The organism is Streptomyces sp. NPDC025638, from assembly GCF_055558775.1.
Window position 1 is genome coordinate 155,278 of sequence record NZ_JBVHLX010000007.1, and the last position, 15,708, is coordinate 170,985.

General features: G+C 70.7%; 10 protein-coding genes. 4 read left to right on the top strand and 6 right to left on the bottom strand.

What is annotated here, in order from left to right; genetic code table 11:
• Positions 1–9 precede the first annotated feature (9 nt).
• From ACZ4EG_RS19765 to ACZ4EG_RS19790, 6 genes are read right to left on the bottom strand one after another with little or no spacing between them, the layout of a single operon-like run.
• Complete coding sequence (locus ACZ4EG_RS19765) at positions 10–1,836, bottom strand: LamG-like jellyroll fold domain-containing protein (RefSeq protein ID WP_467791486.1); 1,827 nt, start codon at positions 1,834–1,836, stop codon at positions 10–12.
• A 57-nt stretch (positions 1,837–1,893) separates the two neighbouring features.
• A complete protein-coding gene (locus ACZ4EG_RS19770; protein ID WP_467791487.1) occupies positions 1,894–4,818 on the bottom strand; it encodes a glycoside hydrolase family 2 TIM barrel-domain containing protein in 2,925 nt (974 codons plus the stop codon).
• Complete coding sequence (locus tag ACZ4EG_RS19775; protein WP_467791488.1) at positions 4,818–5,654, bottom strand: carbohydrate ABC transporter permease; 837 nt, start codon at positions 5,652–5,654, stop codon at positions 4,818–4,820. Before ACZ4EG_RS19775 ends, ACZ4EG_RS19770 begins: the two co-directional genes overlap by 1 nt.
• 14 nt (positions 5,655–5,668) lie before the next feature.
• Positions 5,669–6,631 (bottom strand): carbohydrate ABC transporter permease, encoded by a 963-nt coding sequence (locus tag ACZ4EG_RS19780; RefSeq protein WP_467791489.1) that lies wholly within the window; start codon positions 6,629–6,631, stop codon positions 5,669–5,671.
• Positions 6,631–7,917: an ABC transporter substrate-binding protein gene (locus ACZ4EG_RS19785; RefSeq protein WP_467791490.1), complete on the bottom strand. Its 1,287-nt coding sequence runs from the start codon at positions 7,915–7,917 to the stop codon at positions 6,631–6,633. The genes ACZ4EG_RS19780 and ACZ4EG_RS19785 overlap by 1 nt, the downstream gene beginning before the upstream one ends.
• A gap of 45 nt (positions 7,918–7,962) precedes the next feature.
• A complete protein-coding gene (locus tag ACZ4EG_RS19790; protein WP_467791491.1) occupies positions 7,963–8,982 on the bottom strand; it encodes a carbohydrate kinase family protein in 1,020 nt (339 codons plus the stop codon).
• Between the two features lie 140 nt (positions 8,983–9,122).
• Between ACZ4EG_RS19790 and ACZ4EG_RS19795 the strand changes: the two genes are divergently transcribed.
• Genes ACZ4EG_RS19795 through ACZ4EG_RS19810 form a run of 4 tightly spaced genes read left to right on the top strand, consistent with a single transcriptional unit; the run spans position 9,123 to position 15,565 of the window.
• Positions 9,123–9,887 (top strand): DeoR/GlpR family DNA-binding transcription regulator, encoded by a 765-nt coding sequence (locus ACZ4EG_RS19795; protein ID WP_467791492.1) that lies wholly within the window; start codon positions 9,123–9,125, stop codon positions 9,885–9,887.
• A complete protein-coding gene (locus ACZ4EG_RS19800) occupies positions 9,884–11,221 on the top strand; it encodes a 6-phospho-beta-glucosidase (RefSeq protein ID WP_467791493.1) in 1,338 nt (445 codons plus the stop codon). The genes ACZ4EG_RS19795 and ACZ4EG_RS19800 overlap by 4 nt, the downstream gene beginning before the upstream one ends.
• A 30-nt stretch (positions 11,222–11,251) precedes the next feature.
• A complete protein-coding gene (locus ACZ4EG_RS19805; RefSeq protein WP_467791494.1) occupies positions 11,252–14,311 on the top strand; it encodes an alpha-mannosidase in 3,060 nt (1,019 codons plus the stop codon).
• 3 nt (positions 14,312–14,314) lie between these two features.
• Entirely contained in the window at positions 14,315–15,565 is a 1,251-nt protein-coding gene (locus tag ACZ4EG_RS19810) for an alpha-L-fucosidase (protein ID WP_467791495.1), read from the top strand.
• Positions 15,566–15,708: the final 143 nt, after the last annotated feature.

The window sequence follows — 15,708 nt, forward strand, 5'->3', positions numbered from 1 at the left end:
TGAAGGGGGTCAGTGGGTCATGAAGGAGGTGACGGGCAGCGCCCGGGACACGATCCGGACGTCGCCGAGCCGGCCGTACAGGATCTGGTCGATCTTCCCGGCGTACTCGTAGCCGCCGAGCAGCCAGGGCAGCCCGGCCGAGGCGATGCCGACGGCGGCGGCGTGCGGGTTGCGGGCCACCGGGCAGCCCTGGACGTACATGATCGTGTGCCGTCCGTCGTTGACGACGGCGAGGTGCCACCAGGTCTCGCGGGCGGTCTCGTCACCCCAGTTGGTGGCGAGCCGGCGTTGGTTGAGCGGATGGACCGCCCACTGCGGGCCCGGTCCGTCGGAGACGGACAGCGTGGCGAGCGGCTCGTCGGGGTCGTCCGTGACCGGTCCGACGGACCCGTTGTTGCCGGTGCGGCTGACCAGGCCGGACCAGGCGTTGTGGCCGGCGTCCCAGTCGGCGGGCAGCCGGTAGAACGCCTCGATGGTGTAACCGTGCGCGAAGGTGGCCGAGTTGAGGGGAGCCCTGTCGACCGTGCGCAGACAGGCGCCCTTCAGCGGGGACTTGTAGCCCTGGAACTCCAGGCTGCCGTGGCCGGGCTGGTCGGGGTGGTGGTCGGGCGACCAGCCGAGCGTGCCGCCGCCGACCGAGACGACGGTGAGGTCGTTGCCGCGCCCCGAGAGGTCACGGACGGTGCCGGAGGGCGCCGACTCGAACCGCCAGTAGGCCATGGTCCCGGGTATCAGCATCTTCGACACGGGCCGCGCGGGACGCACGGGCACGGGGTCGAAGCCCGAGAAGCGCTCCGCGAAGTCGATCTCGACCGAGAAGCGGTCCGCGTCGCCGCTGAGCTCGATCTCCTGGCGCTCCAGTTCGTTGAGCCCGTGCTGGGCGCGGCCCAGGATCCAGGGGGAGACCGTCTCGACGTCGATGACCTTGCGGTCGAGGTCGAAGTGGTAGAGGCGGATCATCGCCGCGCCGCCGAAGTAGCGGTTCTGGTAGTTCGTCAGGTGCAGATGCACCTCGTTGCCCGCGGCGTTCTTGCGGACCGCCCGCCCCGCGGGCCAGTAGTGGCCGCCCAGCGTGAGGAAGATCTGGTCATGGTCCTCGATCAGCTGGTCCCACAGCTGCTGCCCGTAGGCCGACAACGTGTCGTCCTCGGCGACCAGTTCGTGCGTGGTGAGGACGACCGGCGTCTTCGGGTGGGCGGCGAGGACGTCCTTCGCCCAGGCGTACCCCTTCGCCGACAGCCGCCAGTCCAGCGCCAGCACCATCCACTCGCGCCCGGCGGCCCGGAACAGATGGAAGGTGTTGTAGCCGCCCGGGGAGGCTCCGCCGAACGTCGGCTTCCCCTGGAAGCGCTTCGGCCCGAACGCGTCCAGATACGGCGTCGCGCCGCGCTGGTCGTCCGTCGAGGACCGCACGTCGTGGTTGCCGGCCAGGACGCTGTAGCCGACTCCGCGCCGGTCGAGGATCCCGAACGCCTCGCTGATCGCGGCGAGTTCGGCCGGGGCGCCGTTCTGGGTGAGGTCGCCGAGATGGGACAGGAAGACGATGTTGTCGTCCTTGCCGTGCTCCAGCAGATAGCGCAGGGACGCCTCGATCGGCGCCTTGTCGATGCTGGGCCCGTCGAAGAGGTACTGGGTGTCGGGCATCACCGCGAGGGTGAAGCGGCGGCTCGCGGTGTCGGGCCGCCAGCCGCTCTTCTCGGCGGCCTCGGCGACGGCCGGCAGGGCGACCCCGGCGGTGGCGGCGGCCCCGAGCAGCGCGGTGGCCCTGAGGAAGTTGCGTCTTCCGGCGTCGGCCTGCGCGGCCTCGCCCTGGCTGTGGTCATGCGAAGTACACACGTGTGCTCCGTGAGAGTGGTGAGGCCGGGGAGAACGAGGTGGGTGGGACCGGGGAGTTCAGCGAACGCGCAGGGTCCAGCTCCAGCGGTGGACACCCGGTGGGATGCGGTACCGGGGCGAGGTGTCGGGTCCGCACGAGGCCGTGCCCAGCCCTCGGTGCACCGCGTCGATGTGCACGACGCAGCCGGGCCGCGGCACCAGCTCGTCGTGGTGCGCCGCGCCGGCCAGGTCCTCGGCGCGGTGGCGGGTGACGGAGACCTGGCGCGGCTCGTCGAGCACCACCGCGAGGCCGGTGCCGTCCGGTGCCGACAGGGTGAAGTGCCGTACACCGTGCCGGCCGCCGCTCTCCTGCGGACGCAGATACGGCGTGAACAACTCGTCGACGGGGACGGCGTGATGGCCGACGGGCGCCCCCGCGCTCCGGTCGGGATACGACTCCCAGGGCCCCTGCCCGAACCACTCCAGCAGCTCCGGGCCCGGCGTCGTCTCGAAGACCGTGCCGACCCGCGCCACGTCCTCGAACTCCTCCGGCAGCTCGGCCTCTTCATCGATGCGGACGCCGCCCTCGACGGGCGTGAGCACCTGCCGGTGCCGTACGACCCCGGCCGTCCCGGCGTACTCGGCGTGCACCGTCACCCGGCCGCCGTCCCGCCGGACCGACACGACCTTGCGGACGAGCGAGTCGAGTCCCCAGGCCCGCCAGCGCTGCGCCATACCGCCCAGCTCGTCGTTGTCGGTGGGCGCCCGCCACAGCGAGAGAGCCGGCGCGGCCCTCAGCAGCGGATGGATCAGCAGTCCCTCGCCGTCGACCTCTACGGCCCGGTCCGCGGGAACGTCTTCGAGCGGCACGGCCGGACCGCGCAGCCGGATCCGCGGCACGCACACCTCGGTCCCGCGCGGCGCCCACGGCAGGTCCTCCGCCGTGCTCACCCGCAGCGTCAGCCAGGCCTCGCCGCCGTCGCGCGGCACGGCGAAGGGCAGCGGTACGGCCGCCGTCTCGCCGGGCCGCAGACCGGGCAGTTCGGCGGGCGCGGACAGGGTACGGCCGTCCGCCAGGGACAGTTCCCATGTGCCGGACAGCCAGTCCAGGCCCCGGAAGTGCTGGTGGTTGGAGAGGACGATCCCCTCGTGCCGGAAGCACTCGATCCGCACCGGCGCCGCGAGTTCCCGGTGCTCGTACAGCACCGGCTTCGGGGTGCGGTCGGGCAGGACGACACCGTCCGCGATGAACGCGCCGTCGTGGATCGGCTCGCCGAAGTCGCCGCCGTACGCCCAGCGATGGCCGGGCGCGGCGACACCGTTGTCATACAGTCCGGCGCCTGCGCGTCCGGCCGGTCTTCCGTCGCTCACGCGCTGAAGAATTCCGTGGTCCCAGAACTCCCAGATGAACCCGCCCTGAAGACCCGGGGTGGCCTCGATGGCGGCCCAATGGTCGGCCAGCGTGCCGTTGCTGTTGCCCATGGCGTGCGAGTACTCGCACTGGATCAGCGGCCTGGTCTGCTCCCCGGACAGCGCGTGCGCCACACAGTCCTCGATCGGCGCGTACATCGGGCAGGCGATGTCCGAGGCGAGCGCCGGGTCCGCCCAGCCGCGTCTGGCCGCCCCCTCGTACTGCACCGGCCGGGTCGGGTCGTGCCGCCGCACCCAGCCCGCCGCCGCGTCGTGGTGGGCTCCGTAGTCGGACTCGTTGCCCAGCGACCAGACGATCACCGAGGGGTGGTTCTTGTCCCGCAGCACCATGCGCGAGACGCGGTCCACGAAGGCGCCCAGATAGCGGGGGTCGTCGGCGATCTCGTGGGCGTGGTCGTGCGACTCGATGTCCGCCTCGTCGACGACGTAGAAGCCGAGCTCATCGGCGAGGTCGTAGAACGCCGGGTCGTTCGGGTAGTGGGAGGTGCGGATCGCGTTGAAGCCGAACCGCTTCATCAGGACCAGGTCCGCGCGCAGGTCGTCGTACGACACCGTGCGTCCCGTCAGCGGATGGAAGTCGTGCCGGTTGACGCACCTGATGAACACCCGCTCGCCGTTGACCAGCAGGTCACGGCCGACGATCTCGACGTCGCGGAAGCCGACACGGTGGTACGAGGTGTCGGCGACCGTTCCGTCGGCACGGTGCAGGCGGACGGTCAGGCCGTACAGCTCGGGCGTCTCGGCGTTCCAGGTGCGCACCTCGGGCACCGTGGCCGTCAGCCGGGCCTCGCCGAGGAAGCCGGAGGACCGCTCCTCCTCGGCGTTGACCCGGTCGAACTCGGCGTCCTGCGCGAGGAGACGACCGTCCAGCTCGCCGGTGACGTACCACCCTTCGGGCAGCGCCCCGCTCGCGTCTCGCACCCGGCAGTCCACCCGCAGTGAGCCGTCCCGGCGTGCCCGCACGGTCACATCGGCCAGGTGCAGCGGATCCGTGGTGTACAGCAGCACCGCGCGGGTGATCCCGCCGTGCCACCACTGGTCCTGGTCCTCGATGTGCGAGGCGTCCGACCACTTGACCACGGTCAGCCGTACGACGGTCCGCTCACCGGGGCGTACGACGTCCGACAGGTCGAATTCGGCGGCCAGACGGGAGTCCTTGGAGACGCCGACGGGCCGCCCGTCGACGTGCACCAGCAGCACGCTCTCGGCGGCCCCCACCTGGAGCACGATCCGCCGGCCGGCCCAGTCGGCCGGGATGTCCACCGCGCGCTCGTGGACGCCCGTCGGATTGGCCGCGGGCGCGTGGGGAGGGAATGCGGCGAACGGCATACGGACGTTCGTGTACTGCGGGAGGTCGTCCGTGTCCTGCATGGTCCAGGCGCCGGGAACGTACACGGTCGACCAGCTGCCGGCGACCGGCGCGTCCGGCGTCGGCAGCAGCTGGAACCGCCAGTCGCCGTCCAGGGACAGGGCACCCGGGCGGCGGTCGACGGCGTTCATCGGCAACCGCCCCCAGGAGGTCACCTCGGGTGCCTCCCAGGGGCGCAGGGCGATCAGGGGATCGCGGGACATCAGCGGATGGCCCCCTTGCCGAGGTCGCCGATGATCTGCCGGGCGCCGATCGCGAACACGATCAGCAGCGGGACGAGGGCGAGCAGCGCGCCGGTCATCACCATGCCGTAGTCGGTCGTGCCATGGGTGCCGTTGAGCTGGGACAGTGCGACCTGGAGGGTGACGTTGTCCGGGTTGGTCAGGGCGATCAGGGGCCAGGCGTAGTCGTTCCACTGGCCCATGAAGGTGAAGATGCCGAGGAAGGCGAGTCCGGGGCGGACGACCGGGAGCGCCACGTGCCAGTACTGGCGCAGGAAGTTCGCCCCGTCGATCCGGGAGGCGTCGAGGAGTTCGTCGTGGATGGCGCTCTTCATGTACTGGCGCATCCAGAAGATGCCGAACGCGTTGGCCGCCGCCGGGACGATCAGCGAGGTCATCGAGCCGATCCAGCCGAGCTTCGCCATGATCACGAACTGTGGGATGGCAGCGAGCTGTGCCGGCACCATGAAGATGACCATCAGCAGCGCGAACAGCACGTTCTTGCCGGGGAACTCGAACTTGGCGAAGACGAAGGCCGCCAGCGAGTCGAAGAGCAGGACCAGGAAGGTCACCGAGCCCGCGACGAGCAGCGAGTTGGCCATCGAGCCGAAGAAGTCGATGTTGTCGAAGAGTTGGCGGGCGTTCTCCCAGAAGTGCGAGCCGGGCAGCAGCTTCGGCGGGTACGAGAAGATCTCGCTGGAGGCGTGCGTCGACATGATGACGGCCCAGTAGAACGGGAAGGCCGACAGCAGCAGACCGATGACGAGCACGGCGTGCAGCGCGATGCCCCGGCCGCGGGTTCCCTTGATGGATGCCATGGTGAGCGGCCTCCCTAGTCTTCGCCCCGGCGCTGCACCAGGCGCCAGTTGATGATCGAGAAGAGAATGACGACGAGGAAGATGCCCCACGCCACGGCGGCGCCGTAGCCGAAGTCGTTGTTGTCGAAGGTCTGCTGGAAGAAGTAGAGGACCATCGTCCGGCCGGCGTGGCCCGGACCGCCCGAGAACGTCGAGTCGTTGGCGGTCGTCTGCAGCAGCACCTGCGGTTCGGAGAAGCTCTGCAGCCCGGTGACGGTGGACACGACGAGCACGAACAGCAGCACCGGCCGCATCATCGGCAGGGTGATCCGGAAGAAGGTCTGCACGGGACCGGCACCGTCCATCCGGGCCGCCTCGTACAGTTCACCGGGGATCGTCTGCAGCCCCGCGAGGAAGATGATCGCGTTGTAGCCGGTCCACTGCCAGGTCATCAGGGTCGCGATGGCGACCTTGATGCCCCACGGAGTGTTCAGCCAGGCGACCTGGTCCAGGCCGACGGCCTGCAACAGGGCGTTCACCAGGCCGAAGTTGGTGGAGAACACCGAGCCGAAGATGATCGCGACGGCCACGACCGAGGTGACGTTCGGCAGGAAGTAGGCGAAGCGGTAGACGTTCTTGAAGCGGACCGCCGAGTTGAGCATCACGGCCGTCACCATCGCCAGGAAGATCATGGGGAAGGTGGCCAGCGCCCAGATGACGACGGTGTTCCCGACCGAGCTCCAGAAGTCGCTGTCGCCCAGCAGGTACTGGTACTGGGACAGTCCCGCCCACTCCATCGAGCCGAGGCCGTCCCAGCGGTGCAGGGAGACGTAGAGCGAGAAGCCGACGGGGATCAGGCCGAAGGCGAGGAAGAGGAGATAGAAGGGGGAGATGGCGGCGTAGAGGTGCCAGTACTTCCGCCGGCCCTGCCGGGGTCGCGCGGCGGGCGCCGACGCCAGGGCCGCGGAGGGCTTCTCCAGTGCGGGGACGGTGGCCATCAGTGGCTCACCCCCAGGTGCTCGGCTATGCGTCGGCATTTGCTCATGGCGTCGCTCCATGCCTTCTTCGGGTCCTTGCCGAGGACGCCGACGTTCTTGATCTCGTCCTTGACGGGCTGCCCGAGCGCCACGTCGAACGGGCTGTTGTAGGCGACCGCGATCTGCCGCGCGGCGGGCCCGAAGACGTCCATCGTGACCTGGCCGCCGAAGAACGGGTCGGGCTCGCGCAGCTGCTTGAGGCCGTAGGAGGCGGGGGTGGACGGGAAGAGGCCCGCGTCGACGAATCCCTGGGCCTGGTTGGCCGCGTCGAGGAGCCAGGTGATGATCTCGAAGGCCCGCTCGGGCTCCCGGCACGCCTTGGTGATCGACAGGAACGAGCCGCCGTTGTTCGAGGGCCGTACGGGCATCTGTGCCACCCGCCATCGGCCCTTGGTCTTCGGTACGCCGCTCTTGATGTCGTTGGTGGCCCAGGAGGCGCCGAGCTGGCTGGGCAGCTTGCCGTCCTGGACCGCCGACTGCTGGTCCGGCGTGCCGCTGACCAGGTCCGAGACGATCCCGCGCCGCTTCGCCTCCACGGCCAGCGCCCAGGCGGCGCGCACATGTTCCTGGTCGCCGATGAAGTGGCGGTCCTTGTCGACGTACCGCTTGCTGCCCTGCTGCACCACGTTCTCGAACACGGAGTTGACGTCGGTGAGCAGACAGGTCCCCGGGATCCGCTTTTTGAGCCGCTCGCCGGCCGAGAAGAACTTCTCCCAGGTGTTCAGCTCCCGGGAGACGTCGTCGGGTTCGTACGGCAGCCCGGCCCTGCGGAAGACGTCGTACTGGTAGAAGTGCGCGACCGGGCCGCAGTCGATGGGGAAGCCGACCATCGTGCCGTCGTCGGCGAGGCCCTGGTCCCACTTCCACGGCAGGTACTGGCCACGGTACTTGTCCGCGCCCAGCGTCCTGAGGTCCACGAACTGGTCGGCGTTGGGCAGATAGGACGCCATGTCCTCGCCCTTGAGGCCCGCGATGTCGGGGATGTGGGCACGGCCGGTCATCGTGGTGATCAGCTTGGCGCGGTAGTAGCCGCCGATCTTGACGGCCCGCAGGTTCACGGTGCCGCCGTAGCGGGCCCTGGCCTTCTCGACGACGGTGTCGCCGAGACCGCCGTCCCAGTACCACAGGACCATGTTCCGGCCGGTCGAACCGGTCGGAACGGCACAGCCGGTCGCCAGGCCGCCGAGTGCCGTGGCGGCCGAACCGGCCAGGCCCGCGCGCAGCAGGCCTCTTCGTGAGAGCCGCACAGCTCCCACCGCCTTTCGGATCTGTTCGGGACTTACGTACGGGGATCAGTGCTGCTGTGCGGGAGGGGTGACGGGGGCGTACGTCACCGGCGGGCCCACCCGCGCGGGGATGCGGTCCGCGAGGAAGCCGTACGACCGCCGCAGCGCGGGGTCGGTCAGCGAGCGCCACCAGCGGTCGACGCCGTACCAGCCGGGGGCCGCGAGCGCCCCGCCGTGGTGCCGCACGGACAGTCCGGCCGCGAGCACCGCGAACCTGAGCCGCTCCTCCAGCGGCCACCCGCCCAGCGAGGCCGCGACGAAGCCCGCGCCGAAGACGTCACCGGCGCCCGTGGCGTCGAGGACATCGATGTCAAGGGCCGGGACCTCCGCGTATTCGCCGGTCGTCTGGTCGACGGCGACGGCCCCGTCACCGCCGCGGGTGACCACGGCGACCGGTACGAGTTCGGAGAGTGTGCCGAGGGCCGCCACCGCGCTGTCGGTGCGTGTGTAGGCCATCGCCTCGGTCTCGTTGGGGAGGAAGGCGTGGCACAGGGCCAGTTGGTCGAGCAGGTCGGTGGACCACCGCTGGGTGGGGTCCCAGCCGACGTCGGCGTAGACGTGCGTGCCGTTCGCGGCCGCCTTGGCGATCCACTCGCGCGGTTCGGCCTCCAGGTGTACGAGGGCGGTGCGCGCCTCGGGCGGGTCGCCCATCAACGCGTCCTGCGAGTACGGGGGTTCCTGGCCGTGGGTGACCAGGGCCCGGTCGTGGTCGTACACGAGGGAGACGGTCACCGGGGTGGGGCGGCCGTCGGCGGTACGGGACAGGGAGAGGTCGACGCCCTCCTGCTCGGCGAGGACGGTACGGCAGTGCTCGCCGTAGAAGTCGTCGCCGAAGACCGTGGCCAGCGAGGTCCTCAGGCCGAACCGGGACGCGGCCACCGCCAGGTTCGCGATGCCGCCGGGGCCGCAGCCCATGCCGGCCGTCCAGATCTCCTCGCCCGGGGTGGGCGGCCTGCCCAGGCCCGTGAGGACGAGGTCGTAGAAGAGCAGCCCGGTCAGCAGCACGTCGGGCCGGTCATCGTCCACGGATACGTCCTCTCGTCCGGAGAGCTCGTCAAAACTCTTCAATTCGGTGACCGGAATCGTGCGCCGCTCCATGAGATTGGTCAATACCCGAGCAGAACTGAGCATGGATTTGATTGAAGATGACGAGTAGTGTTCATGGCGTGCTGGCAGAACGACGACATCAACTCATCCTCCGGGCCCTGCGCTCCGGCGGCCCCGCGGCCGTGACCGACCTCTCCGGACAGCTCGGCGTGAGCCCGGCCACGATCAGGCGCGATCTGCTCAAACTGGAGGAGGACGGCCTGCTCACGCGGGTGCACGGCGGCGCGGTCGTGGAGGAGGGGGACCAGCCCTTCGCCGAGGTGGCCGAGGTGCGCGTGCCCGAGAAGGACGCCATAGCGGCGCGCGCGGCGGCACTGGTCGCGGACGGCCAGTCGGTGCTGCTCGACATCGGCACCACCGCCTACCGGCTGGCACGTCAGCTGCACGGCCGCCGGCTCACCGTGATCACCAGCAACCTGGTGGTCTACGAGGAGCTGGCCGACGACGAGGGCATCGAGCTGGTGCTGCTCGGTGGCATGGTCCGCCGCGAGTACCGCTCCCTGGTCGGCTTCCTCACCGAGGACAACCTGCGCCAGCTGCACGCCGACTGGCTCTTCCTCGGCACCAGCGGAGTGCGGCCCGGCGGGCAGGTGATGGACACGACCGTTGTCGAGGTGCCGGTCAAGCGGGCCATGATCAAGGCAAGCGAAAAGGTCGTCCTGCTCGCCGACTCGGCGAAGTTCCCGGGTACGGGAATGGCGAAGGTCTGTGGTCCCGAGGACCTGGACGTGGTGGTGACGAACGCGCCGGTCGACCCGGTGACGCGCTCCTCCCTGGAGGAGGCGGGCGTCGAGGTGGTCCTGGCAGGAAAGGTGCAGCCGTGAAGCTGACGATTCTGGGCGGCGGCGGATTCCGTGTGCCGCTCGTGTACGGGGCGCTGCTGACCGACCGCGGCGAGGGGCGGGTGACGGAGGTCGTCCTGCACGATCTGGACGACGGCCGGCTGCACGCGATCGCCCGCGTCCTGGCCGAACAGGCGTCGGCCGTCGCCGACGCGCCCCGGGTGACGGCCACCACCGACCTCGACGAGGCCCTGCGCGGCGCCGACTTCGTCTTCTCCGCGATCCGCGTCGGCGGCCTGGCGGGCCGCGCCGATGACGAGCGGGTGGCGCTCGCGGAGGGCGTGCTCGGCCAGGAGACGGTCGGCGCGGGAGGCATCGCCTACGGACTGCGGACGGTCCCCGTCGCCGTCGACATCGCCCGCCGGGTGGCCCGCCTCGCGCCCGACGCCTGGGTCATCAACTTCACCAACCCGGCCGGCCTGGTCACCGAGGCCATGTCCCGCCATCTCGGCGACCGCGTCATCGGCATCTGCGACTCGCCCGTCGGCCTCGGCCGCCGTATCGCCCGGGTGCTCGGCGCGAACCCCAAGGAGGCGTGGATCGACTACGTCGGTCTCAACCACCTCGGCTGGGTGCGCGGCCTGCGGGTCGCCGGACGCGACGAACTCCCGCGCCTGCTCGCCGACCCCGACCTGCTCGGCTCCTTCGAGGAGGGCAAGCTCTTCGGCACCGACTGGCTGCGGTCCCTGGGCGCGATCCCCAACGAGTACCTGCACTACTACTACTTCAACCGCGAGGCCGTCCGCGCCTACCAGCAGGCAGGGAAGACCCGCGGCGCCTTCCTGCGCGACCAGCAGGCCCACTTCTACGAGGAGATGCGCAACCCGGGCGCGCCGGCCCTCGCCGCCTGGGACCGCACCCGCGCCGAGCGCGAGGCCACCTACATGTCCGAGAACCGGGAGACGGCCGGCGCCGGCGAGCGTGACGCCGACGATCTCTCGGGCGGTTACGAGAAGGTCGCCCTCGCCCTGATGCGGGCCATCGCCCGCGACGAGCGCACCACCCTGATCCTGAACGTGCGCAACGCGAACACCCTCTCCGTGCTCGACCATGACGCCGTCATCGAGGTCCCCTGCCTGGTCGACGCCAACGGCGCGCACCCGGTCGCGGTCGACCCGCTGCCCGGCCACGCCACGGGCCTGGTGTGCGCGGTCAAGGCGGTCGAGCGCGAGGTGCTCGCCGCCGCCGAGTCCGGCTCCCGTACGACGGCCGTGAAGGCCTTCGCGCTCCATCCGCTGGTCGACTCCGTGAACGTGGCCCGTCGGCTCGTCGAGGGCTACACCGCCGTCCATCCCGGCCTGGCATATCTTGTGTAAGCGCTTTCCCTTCGCTTCCTGGAGACTTCCATGCACGACGAACGCCGCCGGATCGAGGAGCGCGTAGAGCGTCTCCACAACCAGCGCATCAAGCCTGCGACATACGCGGCCACCGTCCCCCTCGCAGTGGAGGCCTGGCAGGCGCCCGGGGAGCCCGTGCCCTTCGAGGAGGCAGCGGCCGCCCCGTACGAGCCCTTCGCGATGGACACCCCATGGGGCCCGCCGTGGGGAACGACCTGGTTCCGGATGCGCGGACAGGTGCCCGCCGCCTACGCGGGCCGGCGCGTCGAGGCCGTGATCGACCTCGGCTTCGTGGGCGACTGGCCCGGCAACCAGGCCGAGGCCCTCGTCCATCGCACCGACGGCACCCCGCTGAAGGCCGTCAACCCGCTCAACCAGTACGTGCCGATCGCCGACCCGGCGACGGGCGGGGAGCAGGTCGACTATCTGGTCGAGGCCGCCTCCAACCCCGACATCCTCGCGGGCGACTTCGCGGCCCCGACCCCGCTGGGCGATGTGCTGACGGCGGGCGACCGTCCCCTGTACACCTTCCGCCGCGCCGACATCGCCGTCCTCGACGAGGACGTCTGGCACCTCGACCTCGACGTCCAGGTGCTGCGCGAGCTGATGCTGGAACTCGGCGAGCACGACCCGCGCCGGCACGAGATCATGCACGCCCTCGACCGGGCGATGGACCTGCTGGACCTGGACGACATCTCCGGCTCGGCGCCCGCCGTGCGCGCGGCCCTGAAGCCGGTGCTGTCGAAGCCCGCCCACGCCAGCGCCCACATCGTGTCCGGCGTCGGCCACGCCCACATCGACTCCGCCTGGCTGTGGCCGATCCGCGAGACCAAGCGCAAGACGTCCCGCACCTTCTCCAACGTCACGTCCCTGGCCGACGAGTACGAGGAGTTCGTCTTCGCCTGCTCGCAGGCCCAGCAGTACGAGTGGGTGCGCGACAACCACCCGCACGTCTGGGCCCGCATCCAGGAGTCCGTGAAGAAGGGCCAGTGGGCGCCGGTCGGCGGCATGTGGGTGGAGGCCGACGGCAACCTGCCCGGCGGGGAGGCGCTCGCCCGCCAGCTGATCCACGGCAAGCGCTTCTTCATGGAGCACTTCGGCATCGAGACCAAGGGCGTCTGGCTGCCCGACTCCTTCGGCTACACCGCCGCCTACCCGCAGCTCGCCAAGCTCGCCGGCAACGACTGGTTCCTCACCCAGAAGATCTCCTGGAACCAGACCAACAAGTTCCCCCACCACACCTTCTGGTGGGAGGGCATCGACGGCACCCGCATCTTCACCCACTTCCCGCCGATCGACACCTACAACGCCCGCTTCAGCGGCACGGAGATGGCCCGCGCGGTGCGCAACTACAGCGAGAAGGGCGGTGCGACCCGCTCGCTGGCCCCCTTCGGCTGGGGCGACGGCGGTGGCGGCCCCACCCGCGAGATCATGGAACGGGCGCGCCGCCTGAATGACCTGGAGGGCTCCGCCCGGGTCGAGATCGAACACCCCGACGCGTTCTTCGCCAAGGCACGCGCCGAGTATCCGGACGCCCCGGTGTGGGCCGGCGAGCTGTACCTGGAGCTGCACCGCGCCACCTACACCACCCAGGCCCGCACCAAGCGGGGCAACCGCCGCTCGGAACACCTGCTGCGCGAGGCGGAGTTGTGGGCGACGACGGCCGCGCTGCACGCGCCGGGCCATGCGTACCCGTACGAGAAGCTCGACCGCCTCTGGAAGACGGTGCTGCTGCACCAGTTCCACGACATCCTGCCCGGATCCTCCATCGCCTGGGTGCACCGCGAGGCGGAGGCCGAGTACGCCCGGGTGGCGGGGGAGCTGGAGCAACTCACCGCCGAGGCCGTGGCCGCGCTCGGCAACGGCGGGCCGCGGGTCTTCAACGCCAGCCCGTACGACCGCGCCGAGGTCATCCGTGCGTCGGACGGCACGACGGCGTACGTAGAGGTGCCCGCGAACGGCAGCGCGCCCCTCGGCGACGCCGAACCCCCGCAGCCGGTCACGGTGTCGGGGCGGGTCCTCGACAACGGGCTGGTCCGGGTGACGGTGGCCGAGGACGGCACGCTGTCGTCCGTCGTCGACCTGCGGGCGAACCGTGAGGTCCTCGCGGACCGGGGCAATCTGCTGCGCCTGCACACGGACCTGCCCAACTACTGGGACGCCTGGGACATCGACAAGCACTACAAGAACCGGTACACGGACCTCCTGGACGCGGAGTCGGTCACGGTGGTCGATCAGGGTCCGCTCGTCGGCGCGATCCGCGTGGAGCGCTTCTTCGGCAAGGGTTCGAGGATCACCCAGACGATCACCGTCCGGGCGGGCAGCCCCCGGATCGACTTCGAGACCGAGATCGACTGGCACGAGGCCGAGAAGATCCTCAAGGCGGGCTTCCCGGTGGACATCCGGGCGGCGCACTCCTCCGCGGAGATCCAGTTCGGCCATGTCCAGCGCCCCACCCACACCAACACCAGCTGGGAGGCGGCCCGCTTCGAGGTGTCCGGCCACCGCTGGGTGCACCTCGGCGAACCCGGCTACGGAGTCGCGGTCATCAACGACTCCACCTACGGCCACGACGTCTCCCGCACGGTCCGCGACGACGGAGGCACGACCACCACGGTCCGGCTCAGCCTGGTCCGCGCCCCGCGTGTCCCCGACCCCGAGGCCGACCAGGGCCGGCACCGGTTCATCTACTCCCTGCTCCCCGGCGCGCGCATCGAGGACGCGGTCGCCGAGGGCTACGCCCTCAATCTGCCGCTGCGCGTGGCGGACGCGGCGGGCGAGCCGGAGCCGGTGGTCTCGGTGGACGGCGCGGGCGTGACGGTCGAGGCGGTCAAGCTCGCCGACGACCGGTCGGGCGATGTTGTCGTCCGGCTCTACGAGTCCCGCGGCGGCCGGGCCCAGGGCGCCCTGCGCACCGGCTTCCCGCTCGCCGGCGCCCAGGTCACCGACCTGCTGGAGCGACCCCTGGAGAACACGGACCTCGACACCGACGCCACCGGCGCGATCCCGGTCGCGCTGCGGCCCTTCCAGATCCTGACCCTGCGTCTGCGGCGTGCCGAGGTGAGCTGACCCGTGGCGATACAACCCTGGTTCACCGACGCCAAGTTGGGGATCTTCGTCCACTGGGGCATCTACGCCGTCGACGGCGTCCAGGAATCCTGGTCGTTCTACGACGACATCGTCCCCTACGACCGGTACATGTCCCAGCTCGACCGGTTCACGGCCGCCCGCTACAACCCCCGTGACTGGGCGAGGCTGTTCGCCCGCGCGGGCGCCCGGTACGCCGTGCTGACCAGCCGACACCACGACGGCGTCGCCCTGTGGGACAGCGCCCACGGCCGGCTGAACGTGGGCCGCGATCTGATCACCGGCTACGCGGACGCCCTGCGCGAGGAGGGACTCAAGGTCGGTCTCTACTACTCGCACTCCGACTGGAGCCACCCGGACTACGCCTCCACCCGCAGGCCCGGCCGCCCGCCGGAGCAGGAGGACAACCGCTACTCCGAGGTCGCGGCCGAGTGCGAGGACCCGGCGGCCTGGGAGCGGTTCATCGCCTACCGGGACGGCCAGATCCGCGAACTCGCCGAGCGTCACCGGCCCGATCTGATGTGGTTCGACGGCGAGTGGGAGCGCAGCGAGGAACAGTGGCGGATCCGTGAACTCGCCGCGCTCGTCCGCTCGTACGCGCCGGACGTCGTCTTCAACGCGCGCATGCTGAGCGAGGGCGACTATGCGACGCCCGAGCAAGGGGCTCCCGTGGTCCCGCCGGAGGGCCCCTGGGAGCTGTGTCTGACGATCAACGACTCCTGGGGCTTCCAGCACCACGACCACCACCACAAGTCGGTGGACCAGCTGATCCGCTACTTCACCGAGACGATCGGCGGCGGTGGCAACCTGCTGCTCGACGTCGGCCCGCGGGAGGACGGGACCGTACCGGCCGAGCAGGCGGAGCGGCTGGAGGGGCTCGGCGACTGGATCGGCAGGCACGCCGAGGCGGTGTACGGGACCGTACGGGGGCTGCCGGCCGGCCATCACCACGGCCCGAGCACACTCTCTGCGGACCGCCGCACCCTGTACCTGACGCTGTTCGACGCCCCGCGCGCCGCGTTCGGTGTGCGCGGGCTGCGCAGCGGTGTGCGCCGGGTGACGGTGCTGGGCAGCGGCAGGGAGCTCGGCCATCGGGTCATCGGCGGTCTGCACGAGGCGCCGGGAGTGCTGTGGATCGATCCGCCCGCCCCGGCCGACCTCGACCCGCATGCCATGGTGCTCGCCGTGGAGCTGGACGGTGAACTGGAGCTCTACCGTGGGGCGGGCCGCTCCTGACGGCGCTTCACGCCAGTGGATTCATTCGGGCCGGCCGGTCGCTCCCCGTGACAGCGGCCGACCGGCCCGATCCCCCGTTCCCCCGTGTGCTTCCCCCGTTGTCCCCCGTACTTCCCCCGTGTTCCCCCGTGGTGCTGCACCCT